25 protein-coding genes are annotated in these 23,869 nt (G+C 48.7%); 15 read left to right on the forward strand and 10 right to left on the reverse strand.

Annotated elements, in window-relative coordinates; all coding sequences use genetic code 11:
* Positions 1-35: 35 nt before the first annotated feature.
* Complete coding sequence (locus tag P8O70_21015) at positions 36-410, reverse strand: hypothetical protein (GenBank protein MDG2199322.1); 375 nt, start codon at positions 408-410, stop codon at positions 36-38.
* 104 nt (positions 411-514) lie between these two features.
* Here P8O70_21015 and P8O70_21020 point away from each other — a divergent pair, with 104 nt between their 5' ends.
* Positions 515-1,129, forward strand: a complete 615-nt coding sequence (locus tag P8O70_21020; protein MDG2199323.1) for an RlmE family RNA methyltransferase — start codon at positions 515-517, stop codon at positions 1,127-1,129.
* Between the two features lie 18 nt (positions 1,130-1,147).
* Here P8O70_21020 and atpC read toward each other — a convergent pair whose 3' ends face one another.
* Genes atpC through P8O70_21055 form a run of 7 tightly spaced genes read right to left on the reverse strand, consistent with a single transcriptional unit; the run spans position 1,148 to position 7,152 of the window.
* Entirely contained in the window at positions 1,148-1,591 is a 444-nt protein-coding gene (atpC, locus tag P8O70_21025) for an ATP synthase F1 subunit epsilon (protein MDG2199324.1), read from the reverse strand.
* Positions 1,592-1,618: 27 nt separating this feature from the next.
* Positions 1,619-3,025, reverse strand: coding sequence for a F0F1 ATP synthase subunit beta (gene atpD / locus P8O70_21030; protein ID MDG2199325.1), 1,407 nt, complete (start codon positions 3,023-3,025; stop codon positions 1,619-1,621).
* A gap of 43 nt (positions 3,026-3,068) precedes the next feature.
* Complete coding sequence (gene atpG / locus P8O70_21035; protein MDG2199326.1) at positions 3,069-3,923, reverse strand: ATP synthase F1 subunit gamma; 855 nt, start codon at positions 3,921-3,923, stop codon at positions 3,069-3,071.
* Positions 3,924-3,979: 56 nt separating this feature from the next.
* Positions 3,980-5,488: a F0F1 ATP synthase subunit alpha gene (atpA, locus tag P8O70_21040; GenBank protein ID MDG2199327.1), complete on the reverse strand. Its 1,509-nt coding sequence runs from the start codon at positions 5,486-5,488 to the stop codon at positions 3,980-3,982.
* A 6-nt stretch (positions 5,489-5,494) separates the two neighbouring features.
* Positions 5,495-6,049 (reverse strand): ATP synthase F1 subunit delta, encoded by a 555-nt coding sequence (gene atpH, locus P8O70_21045; GenBank protein MDG2199328.1) that lies wholly within the window; start codon positions 6,047-6,049, stop codon positions 5,495-5,497.
* Positions 6,046-6,618, reverse strand: coding sequence for an ATP synthase F0 subunit B (locus P8O70_21050; GenBank protein MDG2199329.1), 573 nt, complete (start codon positions 6,616-6,618; stop codon positions 6,046-6,048). The genes atpH and P8O70_21050 overlap by 4 nt, the downstream gene beginning before the upstream one ends.
* Positions 6,619-6,672: 54 nt before the next feature.
* On the reverse strand, positions 6,673-7,152 hold the full coding sequence (locus P8O70_21055; GenBank protein ID MDG2199330.1) for an ATP synthase F0 subunit B: 480 nt from the start codon (positions 7,150-7,152) through the stop codon (positions 6,673-6,675).
* A 192-nt stretch (positions 7,153-7,344) separates the two neighbouring features.
* Here P8O70_21055 and P8O70_21060 point away from each other — a divergent pair, with 192 nt between their 5' ends.
* The 11 genes from P8O70_21060 to P8O70_21110 all read left to right on the forward strand — a co-directional run bounded on the left by P8O70_21060 (position 7,345) and on the right by P8O70_21110 (position 19,602).
* On the forward strand, positions 7,345-8,031 hold the full coding sequence (locus P8O70_21060; GenBank protein ID MDG2199331.1) for an HAD family hydrolase: 687 nt from the start codon (positions 7,345-7,347) through the stop codon (positions 8,029-8,031).
* 89 nt (positions 8,032-8,120) lie between these two features.
* Positions 8,121-9,650 (forward strand): hypothetical protein, encoded by a 1,530-nt coding sequence (locus tag P8O70_21065; GenBank protein MDG2199332.1) that lies wholly within the window; start codon positions 8,121-8,123, stop codon positions 9,648-9,650.
* A gap of 86 nt (positions 9,651-9,736) precedes the next feature.
* Positions 9,737-10,051, forward strand: coding sequence for a 50S ribosomal protein L21 (gene rplU / locus P8O70_21070; GenBank protein MDG2199333.1), 315 nt, complete (start codon positions 9,737-9,739; stop codon positions 10,049-10,051).
* Positions 10,052-10,084: 33 nt separating this feature from the next.
* Positions 10,085-10,372, forward strand: a complete 288-nt coding sequence (gene rpmA / locus P8O70_21075) for a 50S ribosomal protein L27 (protein ID MDG2199334.1) — start codon at positions 10,085-10,087, stop codon at positions 10,370-10,372.
* Entirely contained in the window at positions 10,369-11,340 is a 972-nt protein-coding gene (trpS, locus tag P8O70_21080) for a tryptophan--tRNA ligase (GenBank protein MDG2199335.1), read from the forward strand. Before rpmA ends, trpS begins: the two co-directional genes overlap by 4 nt.
* Positions 11,341-11,354: 14 nt before the next feature.
* Positions 11,355-12,779, forward strand: a complete 1,425-nt coding sequence (gene purB, locus P8O70_21085; GenBank protein MDG2199336.1) for an adenylosuccinate lyase — start codon at positions 11,355-11,357, stop codon at positions 12,777-12,779.
* 267 nt (positions 12,780-13,046) lie between these two features.
* Complete coding sequence (gene waaF, locus P8O70_21090) at positions 13,047-14,039, forward strand: lipopolysaccharide heptosyltransferase II (GenBank protein ID MDG2199337.1); 993 nt, start codon at positions 13,047-13,049, stop codon at positions 14,037-14,039.
* A 96-nt stretch (positions 14,040-14,135) separates the two neighbouring features.
* A complete protein-coding gene (locus P8O70_21095) occupies positions 14,136-14,960 on the forward strand; it encodes a phosphate/phosphite/phosphonate ABC transporter substrate-binding protein (GenBank protein MDG2199338.1) in 825 nt (274 codons plus the stop codon).
* A gap of 25 nt (positions 14,961-14,985) precedes the next feature.
* Entirely contained in the window at positions 14,986-16,497 is a 1,512-nt protein-coding gene (locus P8O70_21100; GenBank protein ID MDG2199339.1) for a methyl-accepting chemotaxis protein, read from the forward strand.
* 70 nt (positions 16,498-16,567) lie between these two features.
* The gene (locus P8O70_21105; protein ID MDG2199340.1) at positions 16,568-17,125 is read left to right on the forward strand and encodes a heme NO-binding domain-containing protein; all 558 of its coding nucleotides are present in this window, start codon (positions 16,568-16,570) and stop codon (positions 17,123-17,125) included.
* Complete coding sequence (locus P8O70_21110; protein ID MDG2199341.1) at positions 17,125-19,602, forward strand: ATP-binding protein; 2,478 nt, start codon at positions 17,125-17,127, stop codon at positions 19,600-19,602. The genes P8O70_21105 and P8O70_21110 overlap by 1 nt, the downstream gene beginning before the upstream one ends.
* Before the next feature lie 227 nt (positions 19,603-19,829).
* Here P8O70_21110 and P8O70_21115 read toward each other — a convergent pair whose 3' ends face one another.
* Complete coding sequence (locus P8O70_21115) at positions 19,830-20,219, reverse strand: hypothetical protein (protein MDG2199342.1); 390 nt, start codon at positions 20,217-20,219, stop codon at positions 19,830-19,832.
* Positions 20,220-21,044: 825 nt separating this feature from the next.
* Between P8O70_21115 and P8O70_21120 the strand changes: the two genes are divergently transcribed.
* A complete protein-coding gene (locus tag P8O70_21120; protein MDG2199343.1) occupies positions 21,045-22,472 on the forward strand; it encodes a hypothetical protein in 1,428 nt (475 codons plus the stop codon).
* Between the two features lie 82 nt (positions 22,473-22,554).
* On the forward strand, positions 22,555-22,686 hold the full coding sequence (locus P8O70_21125; protein MDG2199344.1) for a hypothetical protein: 132 nt from the start codon (positions 22,555-22,557) through the stop codon (positions 22,684-22,686).
* Between the two features lie 259 nt (positions 22,687-22,945).
* Here P8O70_21125 and rnhA read toward each other — a convergent pair whose 3' ends face one another.
* A complete protein-coding gene (rnhA, locus tag P8O70_21130; protein ID MDG2199345.1) occupies positions 22,946-23,410 on the reverse strand; it encodes a ribonuclease HI in 465 nt (154 codons plus the stop codon).
* A 113-nt stretch (positions 23,411-23,523) separates the two neighbouring features.
* Between rnhA and sbcD the strand changes: the two genes are divergently transcribed.
* The coding region (sbcD, locus tag P8O70_21135; GenBank protein ID MDG2199346.1) for an exonuclease subunit SbcD at positions 23,524-23,869 on the forward strand (346 nt) is incomplete at its 3' end.

Genomic DNA, 23,869 nt, shown 5'->3' on the forward strand with positions numbered 1-23,869 from the left:
AGCTAGCCGTTGATGGAACACAAGGCTTAGTAAGACTATCCCTGATTGAGAACGTAGTGCAGAGAAAGTCGTGATTGCTTGAAGAGCTGTTGCCGAAATTCTTGATTGGCCAGTCCTTGATTGCACAGTTCTTGTGCGCTTCCTTTCAGGCCTTCAAGATATTCGTGAACCGCAAAAGCTGGAACACGCCTGTTGAGCAATTGTTCTGTGCCTTCATACATGGCAATCAGCATCGACTGATGCTCTGAAGCTCCCAATACGGGTCGCAACGTCTCAGCTTCCCGCTCAAAGCCGTGCCGTAATGAACGGATATCTTGCAGGGAGATAGGAGCTACCTCAGCCGAGGATTTTTGGAAGTCTAGGGTTTCTGCAAAACTTGCAGGGTTCAAACCAGCCACTTTGAAGTCCATGGGGCCTCCTCCTGGATAGGACGGTCTTGTGACGAGCACAAAATTGTTACGTCAAGCGGACTCAAAAGGCAAACGCTAACCCGATCTGGTAGAACTAATCAATCATGAAGAAGGTTCAGGACCATTATTTTCACAAGGCCCGCAAGGATGGTTATGTTGCCCGCTCAGCTTATAAACTAGAGGAAATTGACCAGCGTCACCAGTTGCTGAAACGTGGTCAGAAGGTTCTTGATTTAGGCTGTGCACCAGGATCTTGGTTACAGTACACGTCAAGGCGTATTGGTGAGAGTGGACGCTTGCTGGGGATTGATCTACAAGCTGTAGCGATCAGCCTGCCGCCACAGGTGGAAGTATTTCAGGCGGATATCTACAAGCTTGATTACAGTGGTGCCTGGTGGGAGAACCCTTTCGATGTCATCCTAAGTGACATGGCTCCAAAGACCACAGGTGTTCGTTCTGCCGATGCAGATCGCTCTTATGCACTCAATCAACACACTTTATGGTTGGCAGAACAACATCTGAGTAAAGGAGGATGCTTGCTGGTCAAGGCCTTTCAGGGAGCACCCTTCCAGCAGCTTCAACAGGAGTTCCGACAAATGTTTACCGAAGTCAAAATCTGTAAGCCGAAAAGTTCTCGATCGGAGAGCGTAGAAATATTCTTATTGGGGAAGAAGAAGCAGAAAAGCCAGGGGGGGAAGGAGGGCATCTCCCAGAGCTAGGAGATGCTTAAAGACGGATTACTTGTGCTGAGAGGCGGATTGACGGGCAATGGCCCAGAGTAACTGCGCTTCGTAAGCAGCAGCACGCTTGCGTTCTACTTCTTCCTCCTCTTCTGATGCTCGTGAGGAGGACTTGCTCAACAGTTGTTTGAGGTGCTCTGCTGCATCTTTTTCATCCTGTTCCGCTACCACTACGTCAATTTCTTCAGCGAAAGCAGCTCGTTCTACCAACACAGTGACGCGGTTATTGTCAACTTGAGCGTAGCCTCCTTGGACCGCTAAGTAGGTTTGTTTTTGTCCAACGAAGTAGCTCAGGACACCACCGTTGAGCATGGTGACGACAGGAATGTGTTGTGGAAGAATCCCCATCTCTCCCATCGAACCGGGCAGAACGACATGGTCTACTTCGGTTTCGAGCAGGATTCGGCTGGGTGTGAGCACTTCCAGTTGCAGCTTATCCATGAGGGTGCCTTTTCAAAGAAGTGATCATCAGGCTGCTTCAGCTTCAGCCATTTTCGAAGCCTTTTCACGGGCTTGCTCAATCGTACCGACCAGATAGAAGGCCTGCTCGGGCATGTCGTCGTGCTTCCCTTCCAGAATTTCCTTAAATCCACGGACAGTATCAGCGATATCAACGTACTGACCAGCTGAACCAGTGAAAATCTCTGCCACGAAGAAAGGCTGAGACAAGAAGCGTTGAACCCTGCGAGCGCGGTTAACAACAGCTTTATCGTCTTCCGAAAGTTCGTCCATCCCCAAAATCGCGATAATGTCCTGCAGGTCCTTATAGCGCTGTAGCAACTGCTGGACTCCTCGTGCAGTCTGGTAGTGCTCTTCACCAAGAACATCTGGTGTGAGGATGCGAGAGGTTGAATCCAGAGGGTCAACCGCTGGATAGATCCCCAACTCAGCAATCGCGCGGCTCAAAACGACAGTTGCATCTAAGTGGGAGAAGGTCGTTGCTGGTGCAGGGTCTGTCAAGTCATCTGCGGGTACATAGACCGCCTGTACGGAGGTAATGGAGCCTTTCTTAGTCGAAGTAATCCTTTCCTGTAGGTTCCCCATCTCGGTCGAGAGTGTTGGTTGGTAACCTACCGCAGATGGAATTCGACCCAGTAGAGCAGATACTTCGGAACCAGCCTGAGTGAAGCGGAAAATGTTATCAACGAACATCAGTACGTCCGCTCCCTCAGCATCACGGAAATTTTCGGCGATGGTCAATCCAGTCAGGGCTACTCGTGCACGTGCTCCTGGGGGCTCATTCATCTGGCCATAGACGAGGCTGGTCTTATCAAGTACTCCAGACTCCTTCATCTCGTTCCAGAGGTCGTTACCCTCGCGAGTTCGCTCACCTACGCCAGCGAAGACCGAGAAACCGCCGTGCTCAGCAGCGATGTTTCGGATTAACTCCATGATGACAACAGTCTTGCCTACGCCGGCACCACCAAATAGTCCAATTTTTCCACCCCTGAGGAACGGGCAGAGCAGATCCAGAACCTTGATCCCGGTGACCAACATCTCTGCCTTCGTCTCTTGTTCCTCGAAGGTTGGTGGTTCACGGTGAATCGGTAAGAATTCCTTATTATTGATTGGCCCCATCTCGTCAACGGCCTCACCGGTGACGTTAATGATTCGTCCCAGAACTTCGCGGCCTACAGGTGCCTGAATTGGCTTGCCTGTGCTTTTGGCCTCCATACCACGGGCCAAACCTTCGGTAGGCCCCATTGAGATGCTACGGATAGTGTTTTCACCAAGGTGTTGTTGGACCTCGCAAACTAGAATTGAATTGTCTTCGAGGGTGATTTCGAGAGCAGAGTAGATTTCGGGCAACTCTCCGCTTTCAAACATAACATCCACAACGGGACCCATGATCTGGGTGGTCTTACCTATGCTCATTTCCTATCTCTGGCAAGAGGGTCTTCATTTTCAGTGGCTCAGCTTACAAGCTTTCAGCACCACTGATGATTTCGATTAGTTCCTTCGTGATCGCGGCTTGACGACTACGGTTGTAATATAGATTCAACTGCTTGATCATTTCTCCAGCGTTCTTGGTGGCAGAGTCCATCGCTGTCATTCGGGCTGCATGCTCTCCAGCCAAGGTTCCTAACCAAGCGGTATACATTTGATTTTGTATATACTGTTGGATCAAGGGGCCGATGAGTTCTTCGACGTAAGGCTCAAAGAGTACCTCCTGTTCCTCAGTTTCTTCAGCATCTTCGAGTGGTCGGATCGGCAGCAAGGTCTGAATAGTTGGTTCTTGAGTTAAGATGCTCTTATATTCATTGAAAACCAGACAGACTCTGTCTAACTCTTCAGCAGCGAATCGTACAGTCAATCCATCAAGTACTGTGAAGACAATATCTAAATAGTGTTCTGGTCTAGCATCAGGATAGTCTGCTGCAATCTGGTGGTTGGTACGGCGGAAAAAGTCTCGACCCTTTCTTCCAACGATATGCATCTCTGCGCTATCTATACCCTCTTCATGGAGAGTTCGGGCCAGCAGTTTACAAAGATTGGCATTGAAACCTCCACAGAGACCTCGGTCTGAGGTCATGAGCACTACGGCAACACGTTGCCCCTCTTGATCTCGAAAAAGAGGATTGTCATCCGGCGTCAACTTGCCGGAGAGAGAAGAAACAACTGCCCTCAGTTTTGTTGCATAGGGCCGAGCACGTCGGATAGTGTCCTCAGCTCGGTTCAACTTGGCAGCAGAGACCATCTTCATTGCGCTGGTGGTCTTCTGCGTCTTTTTGACGCTAGTGATTCGATTGCGGATTTCTTTGAGGCTGGGCATCAGATCTCACGTTGAAGTGTACCCAGCCGTAAGCCAGGTACAGGATGGCTTAGCACTCAGGCTGCCTGGAATGTTTCGACGTACTCGCTGAGAGCCTTCTTTAGGCCATCCTGAACAGCGTCAATGTTCTGGGTTTCGATAAGTTGATTACGTAGGTCCGCATACTGCCCGTGCATCAACTGCAGGAAGCCATTTTCGAAGTCACGAATGCCAGCTACAGAGATATTATCCAAGTAGCCGTTGGTGGCAGCAAATATCACCATTACCTGGTCGACCCAGTGCATTGGTGAATATTGCGGCTGCTTGAGTACTTCTACGAGACGCTGCCCTCTGGCCAACTGCCGCTGAGTTGATGCGTCTAGATCACTTCCAAATTGAGCGAAAGCTTCCTTTTCACGGAACTGGGCTAGGTCCAATCGCAATGTGCCAGCAACCTTTTTCATTGCCTTGACCTGAGCAGCACCTCCAACCCGAGAAACAGATAGACCAACATTGATCGAAGGCCTTACCCCGGAGTTGAAGAGATCTGTGCTGAGAAAGATCTGACCATCAGTGATCGAGATCACGTTGGTCGGGATGTAGGCTGATACGTCCCCTGCTTGAGTTTCAATGACTGGCAATGCGGTTAGAGAGCCACCACCGAGTCCATCATGGAGCTTGCAAGCTCGTTCAAGCAGACGACTGTGAACATAGAAAACGTCTCCTGGAAAAGCTTCACGTCCTGGTGGACGGCGAAGTAGCAGTGACAACTGGCGGTAGGCGACTGCTTGCTTTGAAAGATCATCATAAATACAAAGGACGTGTTTACCCTTGTCTCGGAAGTACTCACCCATGCTAACCCCAGAGTAGGGCGCAATGAACTGCAAGGGCGCAGGTTCGGAGGCTGTCGCAGCAACAATGATCGTGTAGTCCATTGCATTAGCGTCTTCTAGACGTTGAACGATCTGGGCCATGGTAGAGCGCTTTTGTCCGATACCGACGTAGATGCAGATAACGTCGCCACCTTTCTGGTTGATGATCGTGTCAATGGCGATTGCTGTTTTACCGGTCTGGCGGTCGCCAATGATCAACTCACGCTGACCTCGTCCAATTGGTACCATGGAGTCGATGGCCTTGAGTCCTGTCTGCATCGGTTCGTGAACAGACTTTCGGGTAACGATTCCTGGGGCTATGACTTCAACCAAGCGAGTTTCGTCTGTACCCAAGGGACCTTTACCATCAATTGGCTCTCCAAGTGGACTAACAACGCGCCCGAGCAAGGCATCTCCAACAGGAACCTCAGTGATACGCTCTGTGCGGCGCACCTCGTCCCCTTCCTTGATGCCTGAGTCGCTACCGAAGATTACGATACCGACGTTGTCTTCCTCAAGGTTGAGGGCCATGCCCGTTGTTCCATCGGAAAATTCAACCAACTCTCCGGCTCGCACATTGTCCAAGCCGTGGACACGTGCGATACCGTCGCCGACGAGCAACACGGTACCCACTTCGGTCTTGGTCGCTTTCTTATCAAAATTCTCAATTTGCTTTTGGATGATCGCGCTGATCTCTTCGGCTCGTAGTTTCATAACCTCTCAACCCCTGATGATCGATTCACGGACTTGGATAAGTTGGTTGCGGATGCTCCCGTCGATCACCATCGAACCGATGCGTGTGACGATACCGCCGATGATGGAAGGATCCACTGAGACATGGATTTGTACGGTCTTGCCAGTACTGGCAGAGAGTTGTTCCTGCAGTTTCTGTAGCAGATCTTTGCTCTCTTTGCTGCGTGGTTCTTTGGCGACCGTGACTTCTGCGGGAAGAATTCCCATCGCCTCTTGGGTTAACAAGGCGAACGCCCGAGCAATGTCGTGAACAAGTGTCAGGCGGCGTTTACTGAGTAGGTAGCGGAGAAAAGTGCTGACTAATGGAGACAATTTCATCTTGGTCAGGATCTCTGTCAGGATACTATTGCGCACCACCATTGGGACTTTGTTGTTGCTCAGACTCTCCTGCAATTCAACAGCTTCATGCAGAGTATCGCAGAAGTCCTCCAATTCAGTGCCAACTTGCTCCAGATTGTTTTCTTGCTTGGCAAGATTGGAAAGTGCCGAGGCATATCTGCGGGCAATCACCATTTGGCTCATCGGCTTCCTCCACTCGGCAATTCATCAACAAAATCTTGAATCAGTTTTTTCTGCTGGTCTGCATTGACACGTTGCTGCAGCTTCTCTTCAGCTAGATCGATGGTCACTCCGGCAACCCAGCAACGCAGGTCGTATTCAGCTTTTTTGAATTCCTGCTCGATGGTAAAGCGCGCATAGTCGGTGATTCGCTTCACCTCAGCTTCACCTTCCTCCAAGATTCGCTGACGCTCAGCTTCTGCAGTGACCTTGGCCTTTACAATCATCTCCGTTGCTTCATGCTCTACCTTCTCCAATTTTTCGCGTGCTTTGGTCAATTCTTCTTCGATGCGCTGTTCGGCCTGACGTGCTTCCTCGATAGTAGCTTTGGCTTCTTCTGCAGACTTCCCCAAAGCGCTACTGATGGGTTTGCGAGCAAAGTAGTAGAGGATCGCAAGCAGAATGATCGTATTCACCACTTTCCAGAAGAAGTCCAGCATTGAGGATTGTCCTTCTCCTCCAGCAGCCCAGAGTGGCGCTGACCAAAGTAGTCCAGTCAGCAACACGCTATACATGCCGGTTCTCTTCATCATTATGCAGTCCTTTCTCATCGTGAATCCCATAAAGGGGAGCGGCAAGGAGGGAAGTTAGTTGAGCAGGCGGTCAACAGTCCGTTCTGACAATTCTTCCGTCAATTGTTGCAGAGTTGCTCGTGCCTGGTCCGTCTCGGAAATCAAGCGTTCATGAGCATTGTGAGCCTCTTTCTCCAGCAGATCTCGTTGCTTCAGAATGGTCTCTTCGCGGTGCTTGTGACTTTGCTCATAGGCTTCGTTCATCACATGTGCTACTTCTGCACGGGCAACATAGAGTTTCTGATCAAGCTGGTCTCCAAGGGTCTCAATCTCTTTAGCCAGAACAGCTACTCGGTCTCGTCGATCCTGGATGAATTTCTCACGCTGATCAATGGTACGCAAGACAGGTTGAAATAGGAAAGAATTTAGGGATTTGTAGACGATGAAAATGATCACCAGAGTTACGATTGGAGTTGCTAATTGGAAGTGCAGCAGACCATAGTCTACCGCAACGCCACCCCAGGCGTTTTCAATGATCGCTTGTTTGTAATCCATTCCCTTTGCCTTCAGTCTTATGAAATGTAAGCAGTTTCGATTTGTCGGAGCCTTCTTGCAGGAAGCAGATTGAAGAGAAGCAAAATTGTTAACATAAGATAAGGTTGACGGTCAAGCGTCTTTTCAGTAGTAGTGAGTTAATCCTCGTTACCATTGGCAGTTGAACCAAGTTTATTTTTTGGTAAAAATCTGATGAAGAACTCAACGCGTATTCAAGCAATTTGTTTTGACCTCGATGGTACTCTACTCGATACATTGGCAGATATTGGCAATGCCGCAAATGCTGCGCTGCTACAATTTAATCTACCAACGCATCCACTGGAAAGTTATCGTTATTTTGTGGGGGAAGGTGCCAGTCGCTTGATGGAGAAGATACTCCCACAGGCATTCACCTCCGATGAATGGCGTGATCAGCTATTGGAGGCCTTTGAAGAAGAGTATGCCCTAGGTTGGAAGCAGCAGACCTGCCTCTATGCTGGAATTGCGGATTTGCTGGATGAATTGACTCAAGCCACTTGGCCTTTGGCGGTTCTTTCAAACAAGCCGGATGCCTTCACACAGCAATGCGTGCAACATTTCCTCGGATCTTGGCCTTTCCGAATTGTTCGAGGGCAACAAGCCGGTATTCCCCGAAAGCCAGATCCAATTGGTATGCAACTGATTGCTCAAGAACTTAGCTTGCCAGTCGAAGCACTCTGCTTGGTTGGAGATACCAGTGTCGATATGCAGACCGCCGCGAATGCGGGCAGTTGCCCGATTGGAGTTAGTTGGGGTTTCCGGAAAGTTGAAGAACTTCAGGAGCATGGAGCACGCTTGGTGGTTGATTCTCCAGCAGAATTGATAACGTGGTTACGAAAGCAGCATGCTGAATTCAGCTAAAAAAAACTGGCATCTCTGAGGGACCTCCGATAGCTTGATTCCCTTCGAAAAGCTGACTCCCTTCCTGTATCCAATTCGTGCTGCCCGCCATGTTGATCCAATGTCCGGAATGTCATCGACGTTACGAATTTGCTATTGAAGCTCTCCCGGATACTCATAGATCGCAATGTGTTCATTGCAACTGTCTGATTCCTCTACCTGGTCCACCTGCTGTTAAGCATGAAACCAAAGCTAATACACCAGAACTGAGACCCAGTCCAGAGGGGGAAGTTGCTTATCGACGCTCAACCACTCTGACTAAGAGTGAGACTCGTCCGGCGCCACCACCTGTGGAACCTGTGCTGCCGCCCTCATCACCCCCGCCCGCTCAGGAAAAGCTGCAGATCCCTGATGAATTGGCTGGAATTACTGATTCAGAGCCTACTAATCCAGCAGACCTTCAAGAATTGCGTGGTCTGCTGGGAGTGCCACTGCCGCCAAGTCGTAAAACACAAGGGACAGAGTTTATTCCACCTCCCAAGCCTAGCATCTCGGAAGGTGCCTCGTTGCTGGATCAGGCCCCTCCGAAGAAAGAAGACACTGAATCTCTTTTGCACGATTCACCTCCTACAAAAGAAACAGAAGAAGCTCAAAGCCTCTTTGAACAGGCAATTCATGAATCATTTCCTGAGAAATCAGAGCCAAAAGAGCAGAGGAGTGCACCATTGTTTGAGTACGATGGGGCAGTTCCAGAAATCCCAGCACCGAAGCCGCCTCCAAAACCAAAACCTACTACTCAGCCTGAAACAACAGCAGCACCGAAGCCGCCTGCCAAGCCAGTAGCTGCAACTGTTCCAAAAGCGGAAGCAAACCCTGAAACAAAGCCAGAAATCAAATCTTTTCCAGAGCCGGAGGTACAACCGGAGTCGAAACCGAAGAAACCAATACTACCAAAACCAGAGATACCGTCCAAGCCACCACTGAAGCAATTGCCAGCTCCTGGTCCAGCATCAGAGCAAGCGAAGGTAAAAGAGGAAGTTCCTACGGTCAGCCAGGTTTTCGAGAAATCCACAGCAGAAGCTGGCATCCCTTGGGGACGACTAACTCTGGTAAGCACACTGGCAAGCTTGGGTCTTTTGTTGATCCTCTGGACAGGTGGTTACCTGCACATGGTCGATTCTCCCTTGCTCAGTCGTTTGGTTGGTGTGCAACTGCACCAGTTTGAGTTTGTTGGTAATCTTCGAGTAGAAAAATTTCGTAACAATTTTAGCCGCCAAGCGATTCATGTGATGACTGGAACGGTGCGTTCAAATTTTTCAGATTTCTCCAATATCAGTTCGATCCGGCTCAAGGGTTTGGCCTTTGATGACGACCAGAAAATTCTGGAAAGCCAAGTAGTATATGCCGGCGTAGTGTTGTCTCATCAGGAACTAAGCGAGTGGAGTGTGAGCCGCATTCGAGAGCAGTACAAGGAACGCTACGGACGCAATGAGATCAACCGCAACCTGCGGGAAGGTGAAGAACTGCCGTTTCAGGTTGTGTTCTTCGAGGCTGGAGAACTGTTCAGCAAGGCTTCCGCCCAGATCATTAGTTACCAGCGGGATGGGCGAGATGTCTTCGTGAGGATCGCAGAAAACTGAGCCCAGAAAAAGCTTGTATTCAAAATAGCTTTTTTCTACATTATAAAGTTTTGAAACTTTTAATCTCCAATTTCTAGGAGTGTCTGATGTACGCAATCATTCAGGCCGGAGGCCGTCAGCATCGTGTCACGCCTGGTGAGGTAGTACGGCTGGACCGCATGCAGAGTGAGCAGGGCACAACCTTTGAGACAGATCAAGTGTTGCTGCTCCAAACAGATGATGGCGAGGTTCGTGTGGGAACGCCTGTGGTTTCTGGTGCCAAGGTGCAGGGTGAGGTGGTTGAGCACATGAAAGATCGCAAGGTCATTGTGTTCAAGCGCAAGCGCCGCAAAGGCTATCGTCGCAAGCAGGGCCATCGACAGCAATACACACTGGTGCGCATCTCTGAGATCAGCGCCTGATCTTCATCTCTGAACTTTCCTCTAGGAAGTATCATGGCACACAAGAAGGCTGGCGGCAGTAGCCGCAACGGACGCGATTCAATCGGCAAACGCCGTGGCGTTAAGCGCTTCGGCGGACAGATCGTTAAGGCAGGGAATATACTAGTTCGCCAAGTAGGGACTACCTTCCATGCAGGTCAAAACGTGGGTGTTGGCAAGGATTATACACTCTTTGCCCTCAGTGACGGTGTGGTCAGCTTCACTCGCAAGCGCAATGACCGTTGTTTCATCAATGTTCTCCCTGCGGTAGCAGAAGCTTCCCTGGCTGCTACGGAAGCATGAGCCGTTTGCGTGCCCTGACAGGCATCAAGCCTTCGGGCACTCCCCATCTGGGCAACTACCTTGGTGCCCTGAGACCCGCGCTGCAATTGCAGCAAACGCACGATACCCTCTACTTCATTGCTGACTATCACGCTCTGACTACGGTTCGCGAACCCGCCCAACTGAAGGAACATACCTATGACTTGGTGGCGGTGTTCGCTGCCTTAGGTATGGACTTCGACCAACATACCTTTTTCCGTCAGTCCGACATTCCAGAAGTTACAGAATTCAGTTGGATTCTCTCCTGCATCACCGCCAAGGGCTTGCTGGAACGAGCACACGCCTTCAAAGATGCGGAGTCTAAGCAGCAGGAAGTCAATCTTGGTCTCTTCTGTTATCCAGTCCTCCAGGCTGCTGACATTCTGCTCTACGACTCGAACTTCGTACCTGTGGGTAAAGACCAGAAACAGCATCTGGAAATGACTCGTGATATCGCCCTACGCTTCAATCATCTCTATGGAGAGGATGTGCTGGTGGTGCCTGAGCCACTGATTGGGGAAGAGGTGGCGACGATCCCGGGACTAGATGGTCAGAAGATGAGCAAGTCCTACAACAATGTGATTCCCTTGTTCGCTCCTGCCAAGCAGGTTCGTAAATCAATCATGCGGATTCAGACCGACTCTCTTGGAGTGGAAGATCCCAAAGATCCTGACCAGTGCAACATCTTTCAACTCTATCGACATTTCACCACAGCAGAAGAACAAGCCACTTTGGCAGAGTGCTACCGAGCGGGTGGGATGGGCTACGGCGAAGCAAAGCAGCAACTGTTTGAAGCGGTAGAGCAAGAATTGGGAGAAGCTCGAGAAGCTTATTTCCAGTTGCGCGAGCAGCCCAAGACTCTGGAAGGAATCTTGGAAAAAGGTCGTGATAAAGCTCGACGAGTTGCTTTGGAAGTTCGCAAACGAGTGCGCAATAGCGTTGGTCTCTAAGTAAACTCTCCCCGATGAAACCTCCAATTCCTGACGTTCTGGCTCAGCGTTATGCAAGCACTGCAATGTGTGAATTGTGGTCAGCAACAGGAAAGATTCGTCTGGAACGTGAGTTCTGGATTGCTGTGATGAAAGCACAGCAGGCTGTTGGTGTCGAAATTTCAGAAGCTGCGATTGAGGCTTATGAGCAAGTCAAAGATCAGATTGACCTAGAGCGAATCGCAGAACGTGAACGTGTGTTACGGCATGATGTCAAGGCCCGTATCGAAGAATTCTGTGAGCTCGCCGGAGAGCAGCAGATTCATAAGGGTCTGACCAGCCGAGATCTGACAGATAACGTTGAGCAGCTACAGATTCTCCGCTCACTATCCCTCCTTGAAGACAAGTACATCGCAGTCCTCTATCAGTTGGCCCGCTGGGCTGAGCGCACCCGAGATTGGCTGCTGGTGGCTCGCACACACAATGTTCCCGCCCAACCAACCACTCTTGGGAAACGTCTCGCCATGTTCGGTGAGGAGATGCTACAGGCTCTCCAGCGCTTACAAAGCTTGTGTGCTAATTATCCTTTGCGAGGTTTGCAAGGTGCAGTCGGAACCCAACTAGACCAGCATATCCTCTTACAGGATCCAAAAAAGGTTCGTGAACTGGAAGTGGCTGTCTGCCAGCACTTGGGTGGAACAGTACAGCTTCAGGCGGTAGGCCAGGTCTATCCTCGCAGCCTCGATACAGAAGTAGTGCATTGTTTGTTCGGGTTGAGTTCTGGCATCAGTAGCCTGGCCAAGACACTCCGACTGATGGCAGGGCAAGGATTGTTCACAGAGGGCTTCCAGTCTGGTCAGGTTGGTTCTTCGGCAATGCCCCACAAGGTCAACGCTCGCAATGCCGAACGTATTACTGGCTTGCATCAGGTGCTCAATGGATATGTGAACATGCTGATGGGACTCAGCGGGGACCAGTGGAATGAGGGCGATGTTGCCTGCTCGGTTGTTCGGCGAGTGGCGCTACCCGGAGCCTTCTGGGCCTTTGATGGTCAGTTGGAGACCATGCTGACCGTTTTGCAGGAGATGGGATTTTATGAGGATCTGATTCGTCGTGAGGTAGATCAGCAGCTCCCTTTCCTGGCAACCACAACAATTTTGATGGCAGCTGTGTGCAAAGGAGGAGGTCGAGAGCAGTTGCATGACTGTATCAAGCAGCACGCTCTGCAAGTGGCAGAAGAGCTCCGCAGCGGAATTCGCTTGGAAAACAACCTGCTGCAGCGCTTGGCAGAAGATCCCGCACTGCCTTTGGACCTGCAGGAGCTACAGTTGTTGCTTACGGACTCTGAACGTTTGGTTGGTTCAGCTCCAGAGCAGGTGAACGCCTTCCTGAAAAGAGTGGCTCGCTTGGTCTTCGAGCACCCAAACGCCCAAGCAATCAAGCCAGAACCACTTCTCTAAGGTGGATCGCTTAAACAGGTTTCCCTGTCTTGTTGACGATCTGCTCTTCTTCTGACAAATTCCTCTCTTTCTTTGCCGGCACGCGGCAAACGTTGGGGTTCATTCAGGTGGGCACCCCAAATTTTGGCAGAATCCAACGTTGCAATACAACCCAGAAGATGACAAAACCAAGCAACCCAAGAAAGTCCATATCTTCCTCAAAATGAATATTAATAAAACATCATAATATGCAAATAAACTTAATATTGCCAGTCTAAATCAAATCTCATGACTGATCCAACAAGGATTCTGATTCGCATGCCGAACTGGTTAGGTGATCTGATGATGGCAACAGCTTTTTGTCGGGCAGTGTTAGAACGTTTTCCCAAAGCAACGGTGGACCTGATCGTCCGTAAGGGCTTTGAAGGGTTACCGCTGCCTCATCGGGGCACGCTCTTACCTTTTGACCGAGAACTAACCAAGGCAGGAGATTTTGGTGCTGAGCTTGCCAACCGAGGTTACCAACGGATCTATGTGTTGCCACCCAGCTTTTCTTCCGCATGGATGGCTTGGCGCAGCCGCATTCCTGAACGCATCGGTTACTCTGGCGATGGCAGGCGATGGTTTTTGCGTCCGGCCATACAACCTGCTTGGCAACCGCGCACACGGCATCTTGTTGAAGAGTACCTTCATCTTCTCAGTCCACAGGATCCCAAGACCTTGTTGGTTTTTCCACAGCTTGAGTTGAGCGAAGAGTGGGTCAGTGAACAGTTGCGAGGTCTACCTGCACTACCCAAAAGTTTTATCGCGTTGGCGCCTGGAGCGATCTATGGACCAGCCAAGCAGTGGCCAGAAGTTTATTACCATGAGGTGGCTGCCCAGCTATCTCAGAGGTGGAATGAATCCATCCTGATTCTGGGTACTCCAGCGGATCACGCCAGTGGTGAGAAGATCACCCAAGGGCTGTCTGGCGTTGAGAACTGGTGTGGTCGTTCTAACTTACCGCAGCTTGTGGCGATTTTGTCCAGAGCCCGACTACTGCTGAGCAATGATTCTGGTAGTATGCACATCATGGCGGCGTTGCAGCGTCCTCAACTAGCGGTTTTTGGTTCTACCTCCCCAACGTGGACCCGTCCTCTCAATCCACATGCTCGTTTCCTATATCGAGCTGAGCCTTGCTCTCCCTGCTTCGATCGTACCTGCCAATTTAGCCACACAAACTGCTTGATCAGCATTCAACCGGCAGATGTAGTCCAAGAGTTGGCAGACATGTTGGAGTGATGGCTGAAAAATTTAAATCTAGCAATGTCGTTAGCTATTCAAATATAGTGTTTGCTTCTTTTTGTAGAGTTTTTGAAACAAAGCAATGGAGTTGACATGAAAAAGATAAGCTGTTTTTTGCTAATCCTACTACTTTGGCTGGCGAATGGGTCAGCTTGGGCGCAGACCTACACTATCGGAATTGTACCACAGCAGTCGGCAAGCCAACTGGCAAAGCTCTGGGTTCCAATTTTGGAGGAACTGGAGAAAGAGCTGGGATTCAAGTTGCAATTCAGCACAGCTAAGGACATACCAACTTTTGAACAGCGAGTGTTTGAGGGATATTATGATTTTTCATATATGAATCCATATCACTACGTGGTGTTCTCACAGAAGCCCGGATATAGAGCTTTCGCAAGAGAAAAAGATAAACTCATTCAGGGGATTCTAGTGGTACAAGAGGATTCTCCGATTAAAGATATCGAAGACTTAAAGCAGCAGCAATTGGCCTTTCCGTCGCCTGCAGCCTTCGCGGCCAGTGTGCTTCCAAGAGCAAGCTTGACCAAGCAAGGCATTCCATTCACGCCAAAGTATGTGAAATCTCACGATTCTGTCTATAGATCCGTGGCCAAGGGGATTTTTCCAGCTGGAGGGGGAATCAAGCGAACTTTCAATAGTATGCCAGAAGACATTCGCTCAGAGTTGAAAGTATTTTGGACCACCTATGGCTTCACTCCCCATGCGTTTGCCACCCATCCCAGGATTCCAGAGGAGCATGTTCAACAGTTGCAGCAGGCGATGATTGGACTGATCAACAAACCACAGGGTGCTAGTTTACTATCAGGGCTGAACTTCAAAAAGGGCTTGCGACCAGCGGTCGATTCTGACTGGGATGACGTTCGTTCACTGAACATTACCCTCTTGGATAAGTATCTCAAGTAAGACCCTGAGGAAAGTTCACTCGCACATGTCTTTTCGACTCAAAACTATTCTCGGAATTGCGCTGATCGAAGCACTGACGCTCTCTATTCTAATTTGGAGTAGCTTGCACTCACTGCGCACGTCTCATGAGCAGGAATTGCTACGCTCTAGTCATACTGCGGCAGAACTGTTTGCCAGCATGACCAAAGATGCAGCGATTGCCTACGACTTGGCAACGTTAGAGAGTTTTGTGGAAGACGTACTGCGCAATGAAGGTGTCGTGTATGCGCGGGTCATTGCTCAAGGGCAGGAGTTGGCAGCTGGTGGGGATTCTGCTTTGCTGCTACAAGAGTTCCAATCTGATGATGGACGTAGTGTGGATGACTTGGCTAACAGTGTCTTCAATGTGGATGCAGAGATTTTTGAAAGTGATGTTTCGTTGGTGCGTGTGGAATTAGGTTTTTCCACTACCAAGATTGAGGCAGCAATCAGTGCGGCTCGGAATCGAACCCTAATAATTGCTGCTGTGGAATTATTGTTTGCAGCCATATTGTCCTTCTTTTTTGGTATTTATCTTTCTGGGCACCTTAAAAGATTTCAGGATGCCTCAGGGCGAATAGCTGCAGGAGACTGGAATCATCGCATTCCAGTACGGGGTAGCGATGAATTGCAAGATACAGTGGTTGCTTTTAACCAGATGGCTGAGTCTATGTGCCAAATGGCTATTCAACTAAACAGAGTCCAGCAGCACCTGGAACATTCCTCACATCAGGTGCAGCAGGAGTCCAGCATACTGGAGAGTACAGGTCGACAGTTAGCAGATCGAGCTTCAGATCAAGCAGCCTCCCTGGAGGAAATTAGCTCCTCAACTCTGGAACTGAATGCACAGGCCAGTCAAAACTATGAGCTAGCTACTAGGGCCACTAAAGGGAGTGAGCAGATGAGCCGCCAGGCACAGGTGAGCAGTGAACAGATGCAGCGCTTTTCTACCACAATGGAAGGGCTTGGATCTTCGATAGAGAACGTGACACAGATTACCTCGTTGATCCGTGAGATTGCTGCACAGACTCGCATGCTGGCAATCAACGCTTCAATTGAAGCAGCACGAGCTGGCGTACATGGAGCTGGTTTTGCGGTAGTAGCACAGGAGGTTCAAGAGCTAGCAGTACAGACATCAGAGCTAGCTGTAGAGATCACCAAGGTGGTTTCTACAGCTGAAGAGAAAGTGAATTCAGGTCGCAGAGTACTTAGTGATACCCGAGAATCATTGAAAGAGATTTTTAAGACAACACAGTCAGTAGCAGAGATGATGCAGATGATCTGTAAGGCTGCCGAGGAGCAGTCTCAGGGAATCCGTCAAGTCAATCAATCCTTGGAAGCGTTGAATCAAGTAACGATAGAGAACGTGCGTTATTCAGACATAAATGCGAAGTCTAGCTCGCAGTTGTCTCAGCAGGCAGACGAGTTACTGGAAGCAACACGTCAACTCCGTTTGCGGGAAGGAGATTCAACCGAATTTAGCATCTCAGAATCATCTGCAACAGAAGAAGAAAGATGATTTTTTTCAAACAAGAAAACAGTAGTGTAGAATTCTCTGTCAGCAGATTCTTATCTTGGAGGAGACACAAATGTACGGTTTAGTGAACAAGGCAGTGGAAAGCTTGGTTTTGAGTAAATTTGGCCAAGATACATGGGCCATCATCCGTGAGAAGGCGAATATTAGTGGACCCCTCATTTCGATGAAATCCTATGATGATCAAGTGACTTATGATTTGGTCGGGGCTTGCGTTGAGGTCTTAGAACTGCCCCTTGAAGATGTACTCCACACGTTTGGTGAGTATTGGGTACTGGATGTGGCTGTTGTCAATTATTCGAACCTAATGGATGCCAACGGTATGGGCTTTGTGGAATTTGTAAAAAATCTAGATCAAATGCATTCCCGAATTCAAATGACCTTCAACAACCTGAATCCACCATCCTTTCAGTGCCAGGAACTCGACGCTGAAACCATCAAGATCTCCTACTTCTCAGAGCGACCAGGCCTCACTCATTTTGTAGTCGGGCTGCTTTCGGGACTTGGCAAGCACTTCCAGGAAGACATCAATATCGAAATCCTTGCTACCAAGGCAGATGGTGCAGCGAACGATGACTTCAAAGTAACCCATCATCCAATTAGCAACTCTTAATGCCTTCCACTTCCAGCGATCGTCAGATCAGCTTTGAGCAATTAGAAATCATCTGTCCATTTCATCTCCTGATTGGAGAAGATTTTCGCATTGCGCAGTTGTCGCATCTTCTCAAGAGACTCTGGCCCAAGTTGTCTGAGAATAGCTTGCTTCAGGATGTTATAGTTATTGTTCGACCCTCAGGTGTCCAATCTGTAGCGCAGTTGGTTCAATTGACGGGGATGGTCATTCACCTCAGTATCCGCTCTCATCCTTCGCTGATCCTCCGCGGTCAAATCATCAAGCTCGATTCACAGTGGCTGTTTGTGGGGACTCCCAAGATTTCTTCTGTGAAAGAGATGACTGCTCTGGGGTTGGAACTCAGTGATTTGCCGTTGCACGATAGCGGGGGTGATTTTCTGATGGCTATGGAAACCAGTCAGTCGCTTCTCAAAGAGTCGATGCAATTCGCAGAAGAACTTCAGGTTGCTCTTGAAAAAGAGAAAGAAACTCAGATGGAACTGCGCAAAGCCAAGGAAGCCGCTGAAGCCGCAAACGAAGCGAAAAATCAGATCATGGCGAACACTTCACATGAGTTGCGTACGCCACTGCATGGGATCATTAACCTTGCTGACTTGATTCGGATAGGAGCTTCAGGAGCGGTGTCTCCTCAGGCAGTCCAAGATTTGGAAGTGATCATCAGTAGTGCCCATCGGCTGACGTCGCTGGTCAACGATATCCTGGACTTCTCCAAGTTGCAGAAGCAACAGCTTGAACTGAAACTCAAACCTGTAGATCTATTACAGCTTGGTGAGACCAGCCTGGCCTTACTGAAGCCACTCCTGGTAGATAAACCACTAAAGCTACACCACACCTTGCCCAAGGATCTACCACTTGTTGAAGGGGACGGAGATCGCCTTCAGCAGATCCTGCTCAACCTGTTGGGAAATGCTCTTAAGTTCACGGAGGGCGGAGAAGTCATACTGAGCGCAATAGTTCAAAATGGTTGGATTGAATTGGCTGTTGCCGATACAGGGATTGGTATACCCCAAGACAAGCAGGAAAGAATTTTTGATGCTTTTGAGCAAGGAGACGCCTCCACAGAGCGTACCCATGGAGGTACTGGCCTTGGGTTGAGCGTGGCGAAACAACTGATCGAACTCCATGGCGGACGCATCTGGCTGGAATCAGTAGTTGGTCAGGGTTCTGTGTTTCGGTTCACCCTGCCATGTTCTTCGGCATCAGAAGTGGAGCGTAAAGAACCTGTTGCAGGAAAAAAAGCTAACACCGCCAAAGCACTACCTGTTGCAGTGGCTGCACCCGTTGTCGAGGAAGAACTCGGATCAGAGCCAAATGTGGATCTCCTCGTCGATGATCCAAGTGAAGTTACGATTTTGGTGGTAGATGATGAGCCGATCAACCGACAGGTGCTGCGGAACCAGCTAGAAATGGTTGGCTACCGGGTCGAGGTGGCAATTGATGGTCTGCAGGGCTTGGAACTTCTAGAAAAGTTAAGCCCACAGGTGATTTTATTGGATGTGATGATGCCACGTCTCTCTGGATACCAAACCTGCTATCGGATTCGTCAGAAATACAGCGCTAGTGAACTGCCGATCATCCTGCTGACAGCCAAGGATCAGCCAGAGGACACTGTAAGAGGCTTCCAGCATGGTGCTAACGACTACCTGACCAAACCTTTTTCTAGGGAAGAATTGCTTATTCGTGTCCGATTCCACCTGAAGCTGAGCAAGGCAACTTCTGAGGTATACCGAATGATGGACGACCTGCGAGGCATGCAGAACCAGCTGATTCAGTCAGCTAAGTTAGCAGCTGTTGGTGAGATGACCTCAGGCATTGCCCATGAACTGAAGACACCCTTGGCAGGCATCAGCACAATTCTCAGTGGAGTCGAACTAGCAAAGCAGCTTCACCAGGAGATTGATATGGATGCTACCTGTGGCCGAGTCAATCTGTTGGTGAAACGCTGTAGTGCCATCATTGAACACATGCGTAATTACAGCCGACGTACAGAAGAAACACATTCGCAAACCCAGATCATCAATCAGCTACTGAAGAATACCTTGCTGCTGGTAGAACCACAACTCAAACGAATTGGCGGCAAACTAGAGCTTAATCTTGGGCATGATCTTCCCTTTGTGGTGGGCAATGACATCCAGTTGGAGCAGGTCTTCATCAACCTCTGCAACAACGCTTGTGATGCAATGGAGCAGAGTGAAGAGCAGATTCTCACCATCCAGAGTATGGCAGTAGGAGATGAAGTAGTGGTTCGGGTGAGTGACACGGGAACTGGAATGCGACCAGAGGTGCAGGAACGAATCTTCGAGTCTTTCTTCACCACCAAGTCTTCAGCAAAGGGCACTGGCTTGGGGATGTCGATCAGCCAGAACATCGTGGAGCAGCACAAAGGACAGATCCGATTCAACAGTGAGCTTGGAAGGGGAACTACCTTCGAGATTTACTTGCCAGTAGCCAGTTGATAAGAATCACTTATAAAGTTTTTGAGCTGATGGTTAGATTGAAGGTACCAGCGTTCAGGGCAGTTTGTCCCAAAATCAGTTAGATAAAGAGATTGAGGGGTTTGCGTATCCGGTGTGTTTGATTAGGTAGGTTGCCTTGAGATTATTGTTGATTCAGTCTCTTCAGTTAGTTTGAATTCAGTACGGCATCTAGTCACTTTTTCTAAATTTTACGTACTCTTCATTTTTTATGCTGGACCACAGTCTGTCGTTGCCCCCCGTAATCCAATCAAATTATTCTCCCCATCTTCCACACGTTGCACAAGTACTCGTTGCTTGTGGACAATTCCAGTGTCTTGCTTGATGATTCGGAATTCTAGCAAGAATTTTTCAGGCCCTTGTGTCTGAAGAATCTCCAGTCGCTTCTGCTCACAATACGGCTGATCGTCCAGAAGTACGTAATTGAACAGAAAGTCCTCGTAGCTTGGTGGTTTCTCTTTGCTAATTCCATAAATCTCATAATTTTTCTCACTCATCTCCGTGAACGTCATGGCCTTCAGGTCAAGATACCAGGTTCCAGTAGCGGTTAGGTCCTCGAGTAGGTCAACGTGATCTGGATTTTTTTTGACGTGCTCCATCCTCTTTGCTCCAGTTTTTGTTTCAAGGTTGTGACTTAAAAAAGTGGTCAACTTAGTTTAAAAAAGTGGATTAAGTGAAGATTAAACTGTAAATTTGCAGTTTTTCTTTATTTTAGTTTCAAAGTTGTGACAAAATCTGAATAAATCATACTTTATAAATAAGTAAATTTATCTAAATAGTTGAATTTTTATGAATTATTTTTTTAATCTGTCATAAAAATATTTGACATCAATATTTGGATTTGATAGTCATTTGTAGACTTTTACTGTGCAAAATAATTGCCTAAATGAGTAATATCGGAAATCTCATGGGATGAAGACAGCAGAAGCACAATTAACTAGTAGGATGGGATTTTTGGACTGATATAAGAATTGTCGAAGGTGGTTGAAAGCCCCGCACCCGGAGAGTTTGGCGACGCAACGGATGCGAAGGCTCAGGACAACATGACATTCCACAGGAATGACAGTTGAACATATAATATATGAGAATCCTGCCGGTTTTTCCACCAATTTCTGTATACATTCCTGTCAGTTGCCTGGGTAGTTTTTAAAGCCCTCGTAAATTTCTTGGCAAGTATCCACTTTGATCATCCTCCTTTGCTTCAGTCTAACTATTCTGAGTAGTGAACAGCTTGGTGTTTCAGAAGAAAGACCGCTGATTTAAGTCTGAGAAGCCTCCGATTTTGATGCTGACGTTTTCACATTTTGTGGCCTAGATCTGCCCACGTGGTTGACTGCAGCCATTCTACTGCAGCTTTCTGAATTGCGTTAGCTGCTCAGAGAACATGGATGTTGGTTTTCTCCACCTATCCGAAAAAAGACACTATGACTTACGTTAAACTATTCTTCTCGACTAAACTAAAATCAATAGGACTGCTCTTTACGATACTTGTTGGTGGGGCCTGGATACTTGGCTCCTGTTCTCCACCCTGTGGCGATGGTGATCCCTATGGAAACATGGAAGAGTGCTCAGTCACCACTGATACAACCTCCAGTGGGGGAGGCTCTGGTGGTAGTACTGGAGGAAGTTCTGGGGGTGCCCCAGCAACCAACTCTATTACAAATGTGAGTCGCCTTCAGACTAGCTACAATGCATCACAGAACGGTGTCTCTGGATATGTTCTGGATAATGGAAGTGTCGTGATTTGGGGGAGATATTCCCTTAGCAATATCGATGACTGGAAGATCGTTGATAATCTGACAAACGTTACCCAAATTTCAGTCGTTAGCTATGCCAACTTGGCTACTAGCGGTAATTCTTATCACCAATGTGCAGTGCGTGCTGATAAGACTTCTATCTGCTGGGGGAGAGGAACCAAAGGTGAACTAGGAGACAACCTAACAACAGATTGTGGACTTGGGAGCAACAGTGACAACTACCAACCCACTGCCTGTGCAGTTCCTATCTTCGACACAGCAGGAGCCACGAGCAATCTGAAGAAGGTCCAAGTAGGACCCGGATACACGATCTGGCTGGATCATGATGGGAATGTATACTCTGCAGGAGAGTGTGAATCTGGAAAATTGGGAACAAACTGCAGCTCTAATCAAGCCTATGGAATCAAAGTGAATGGCATCAGTAACGTCTCGGATATAATGGTTGTTGAAAACAGAGTCTGTGCTCACAAGCAAGATGACACTCTCTGGTGCTGGGGAGAAAACAGCAGCAACGAAATCACTTCAGCCAACACTAATGATGTCCAAGCTCCGTTACAAATCGCAAGTAGTGTCAAAAGCTTTGCTATGGGTTCAAATAATATTGGAATGGTCTATGACAACAATACTGTTTTCTGTACAGATAATTTTCGTCAGTCAGTAGACCAATGTACTACCAAATTTGCACCATACACTGCAATCAAGCAGATTTATTTTGCTTCCGGGGTAGTGGGATTACTACTAGACAATGGCAGTCAAGTTTCTTGGGGCTATGATTACCATGGGCACATGGCATACCGATCAGGAGGTTCTCCTCAAAATAACTACACGGTCACGCATGGGCAAATCTATGAAAACAGTGCTTTCTCATTAGCTGATAACATTTCCTTCATAACTAGCAGCTCGGGGGGGACTGTACATGCTATCATGGATAACGGTAGCGTGATTGGTGTGGGGAATAACGAAGACAGACAACTAGGGCCAACCAACGCCAATGTTCAATGTTCTTGGAATGGAGGCACTATGGGAACGGTGGGCGATAACAGATCGACCTGTGATCACTTCACTTACATTGGACTCTCTCCCACAGGATTTTAATCATGTCTGTTAAGACTTTTTCTTGTAAGGGCAAAAAATTTACGAAAGAAGGATTAGGACGCAAACCATTAACCCATAGGTTATGATGAACAAGCATGTTCCTACAAAGAAAACAGATACACTTCATGCAGAACTGCCACCTGTATTGGTTCTGGTTGCGGTTGGTACCGCAATGGCCATGTTCCTATTCTTTGCTCTCTTCGGACAGGTGTGAGTAACCATGAAGCATAAGTTGACATAGATCATCGTAGGATGTCTGTGAGGGTAGGCCTGTTGAGGTTGATTGTGTTTGGGTGTGAATACAGTGCCAATGCGCTACTAGACAGCAGCATAGTGGCACACTTTGAGGCATAGAATTGCATCAGATGATGATCTGCAAGCAACAGCTAAAATTCTGGATATTGAAATAGTTGTGAAGCTAGTGATGGGGGACAACTTCTGAAGATGCCGCGTTGTGTGAGTATCAGACTCCCTCAGTCTTCTTTCTCAACGAGTCCTTTCCGTGCCTCAACGGCGAGCTCATCAGCCCGTTCATTTTCAGGATGTCCAGCGTGAGCCTTGACCCAGTGCCACTGAACCTGATGGGTTTTTGTCAGGTGAATGAGTTCCTGCCAGAGATCCTGATTTAGTACCTTTCCTTTCCCTCCCTTGGTGCGCCAGCCGTTGCGCTGCCAATTCTCCAGCCATCCCTGTGCGAAGGCGTTTCGTAGATAACTGGAATCAGTGTACAGCTCGACGGAGCAGGATCGTTTCAGGGCTTGCAGGGCCCGAATTGCAGCCAGCAGTTCCATTCGGTTGTTGGTGGTTTCCGTTTCGGCTCCTGATAATTCCCGCCGGTTTTCACCCATGATCAGAATTGCTCCCCAGCCCCCATTTCCTGGATTGGGAGAGCAGGCTCCGTCCGTATAAATTTCCACCTGTGTTCTGGAATCTTGCAAAATCCTCCTGAGGCTACTTGATTGTTCGCAGGTCCCGTAAGAACCTAGTTCCTGACCTTTGTTGCTACATCTTGCGATTCAGCGGTTGGACCTTGTTCAGGTGACAGTCTCTCATGCGTATTCTCCACACCTCGGATTGGCACCTTGGTCAAAAGCTCTGCAACCTAGAGCGCTTTGCCGAACACGATTTCTTTCTCGAACGTCTGCTGGGACTGATTCGAGAGCAGCAAGTCGATTGTCTGCTCCATGCCGGTGATATTTTCGATACAGCCAACCCACCAAACCAGGCACTGCGCCAATACTTCAACTTCCTGCGCCGACTTCACGAAGAAACCAACTGCCGACAGGCGATTCTAGTCGGAGGAAATCATGACTCTGTGCTGACCCTCCAGGCACCACAACGCTTGTTGGAAGTCCTACAGGTGCACGTCGTTGGTGGACTTCCAGCTGACCCTGCAG

This window comes from SAR324 cluster bacterium, from assembly GCA_029245725.1.
Taxonomy (GTDB): Bacteria; SAR324; SAR324; order SAR324; family NAC60-12; genus JCVI-SCAAA005.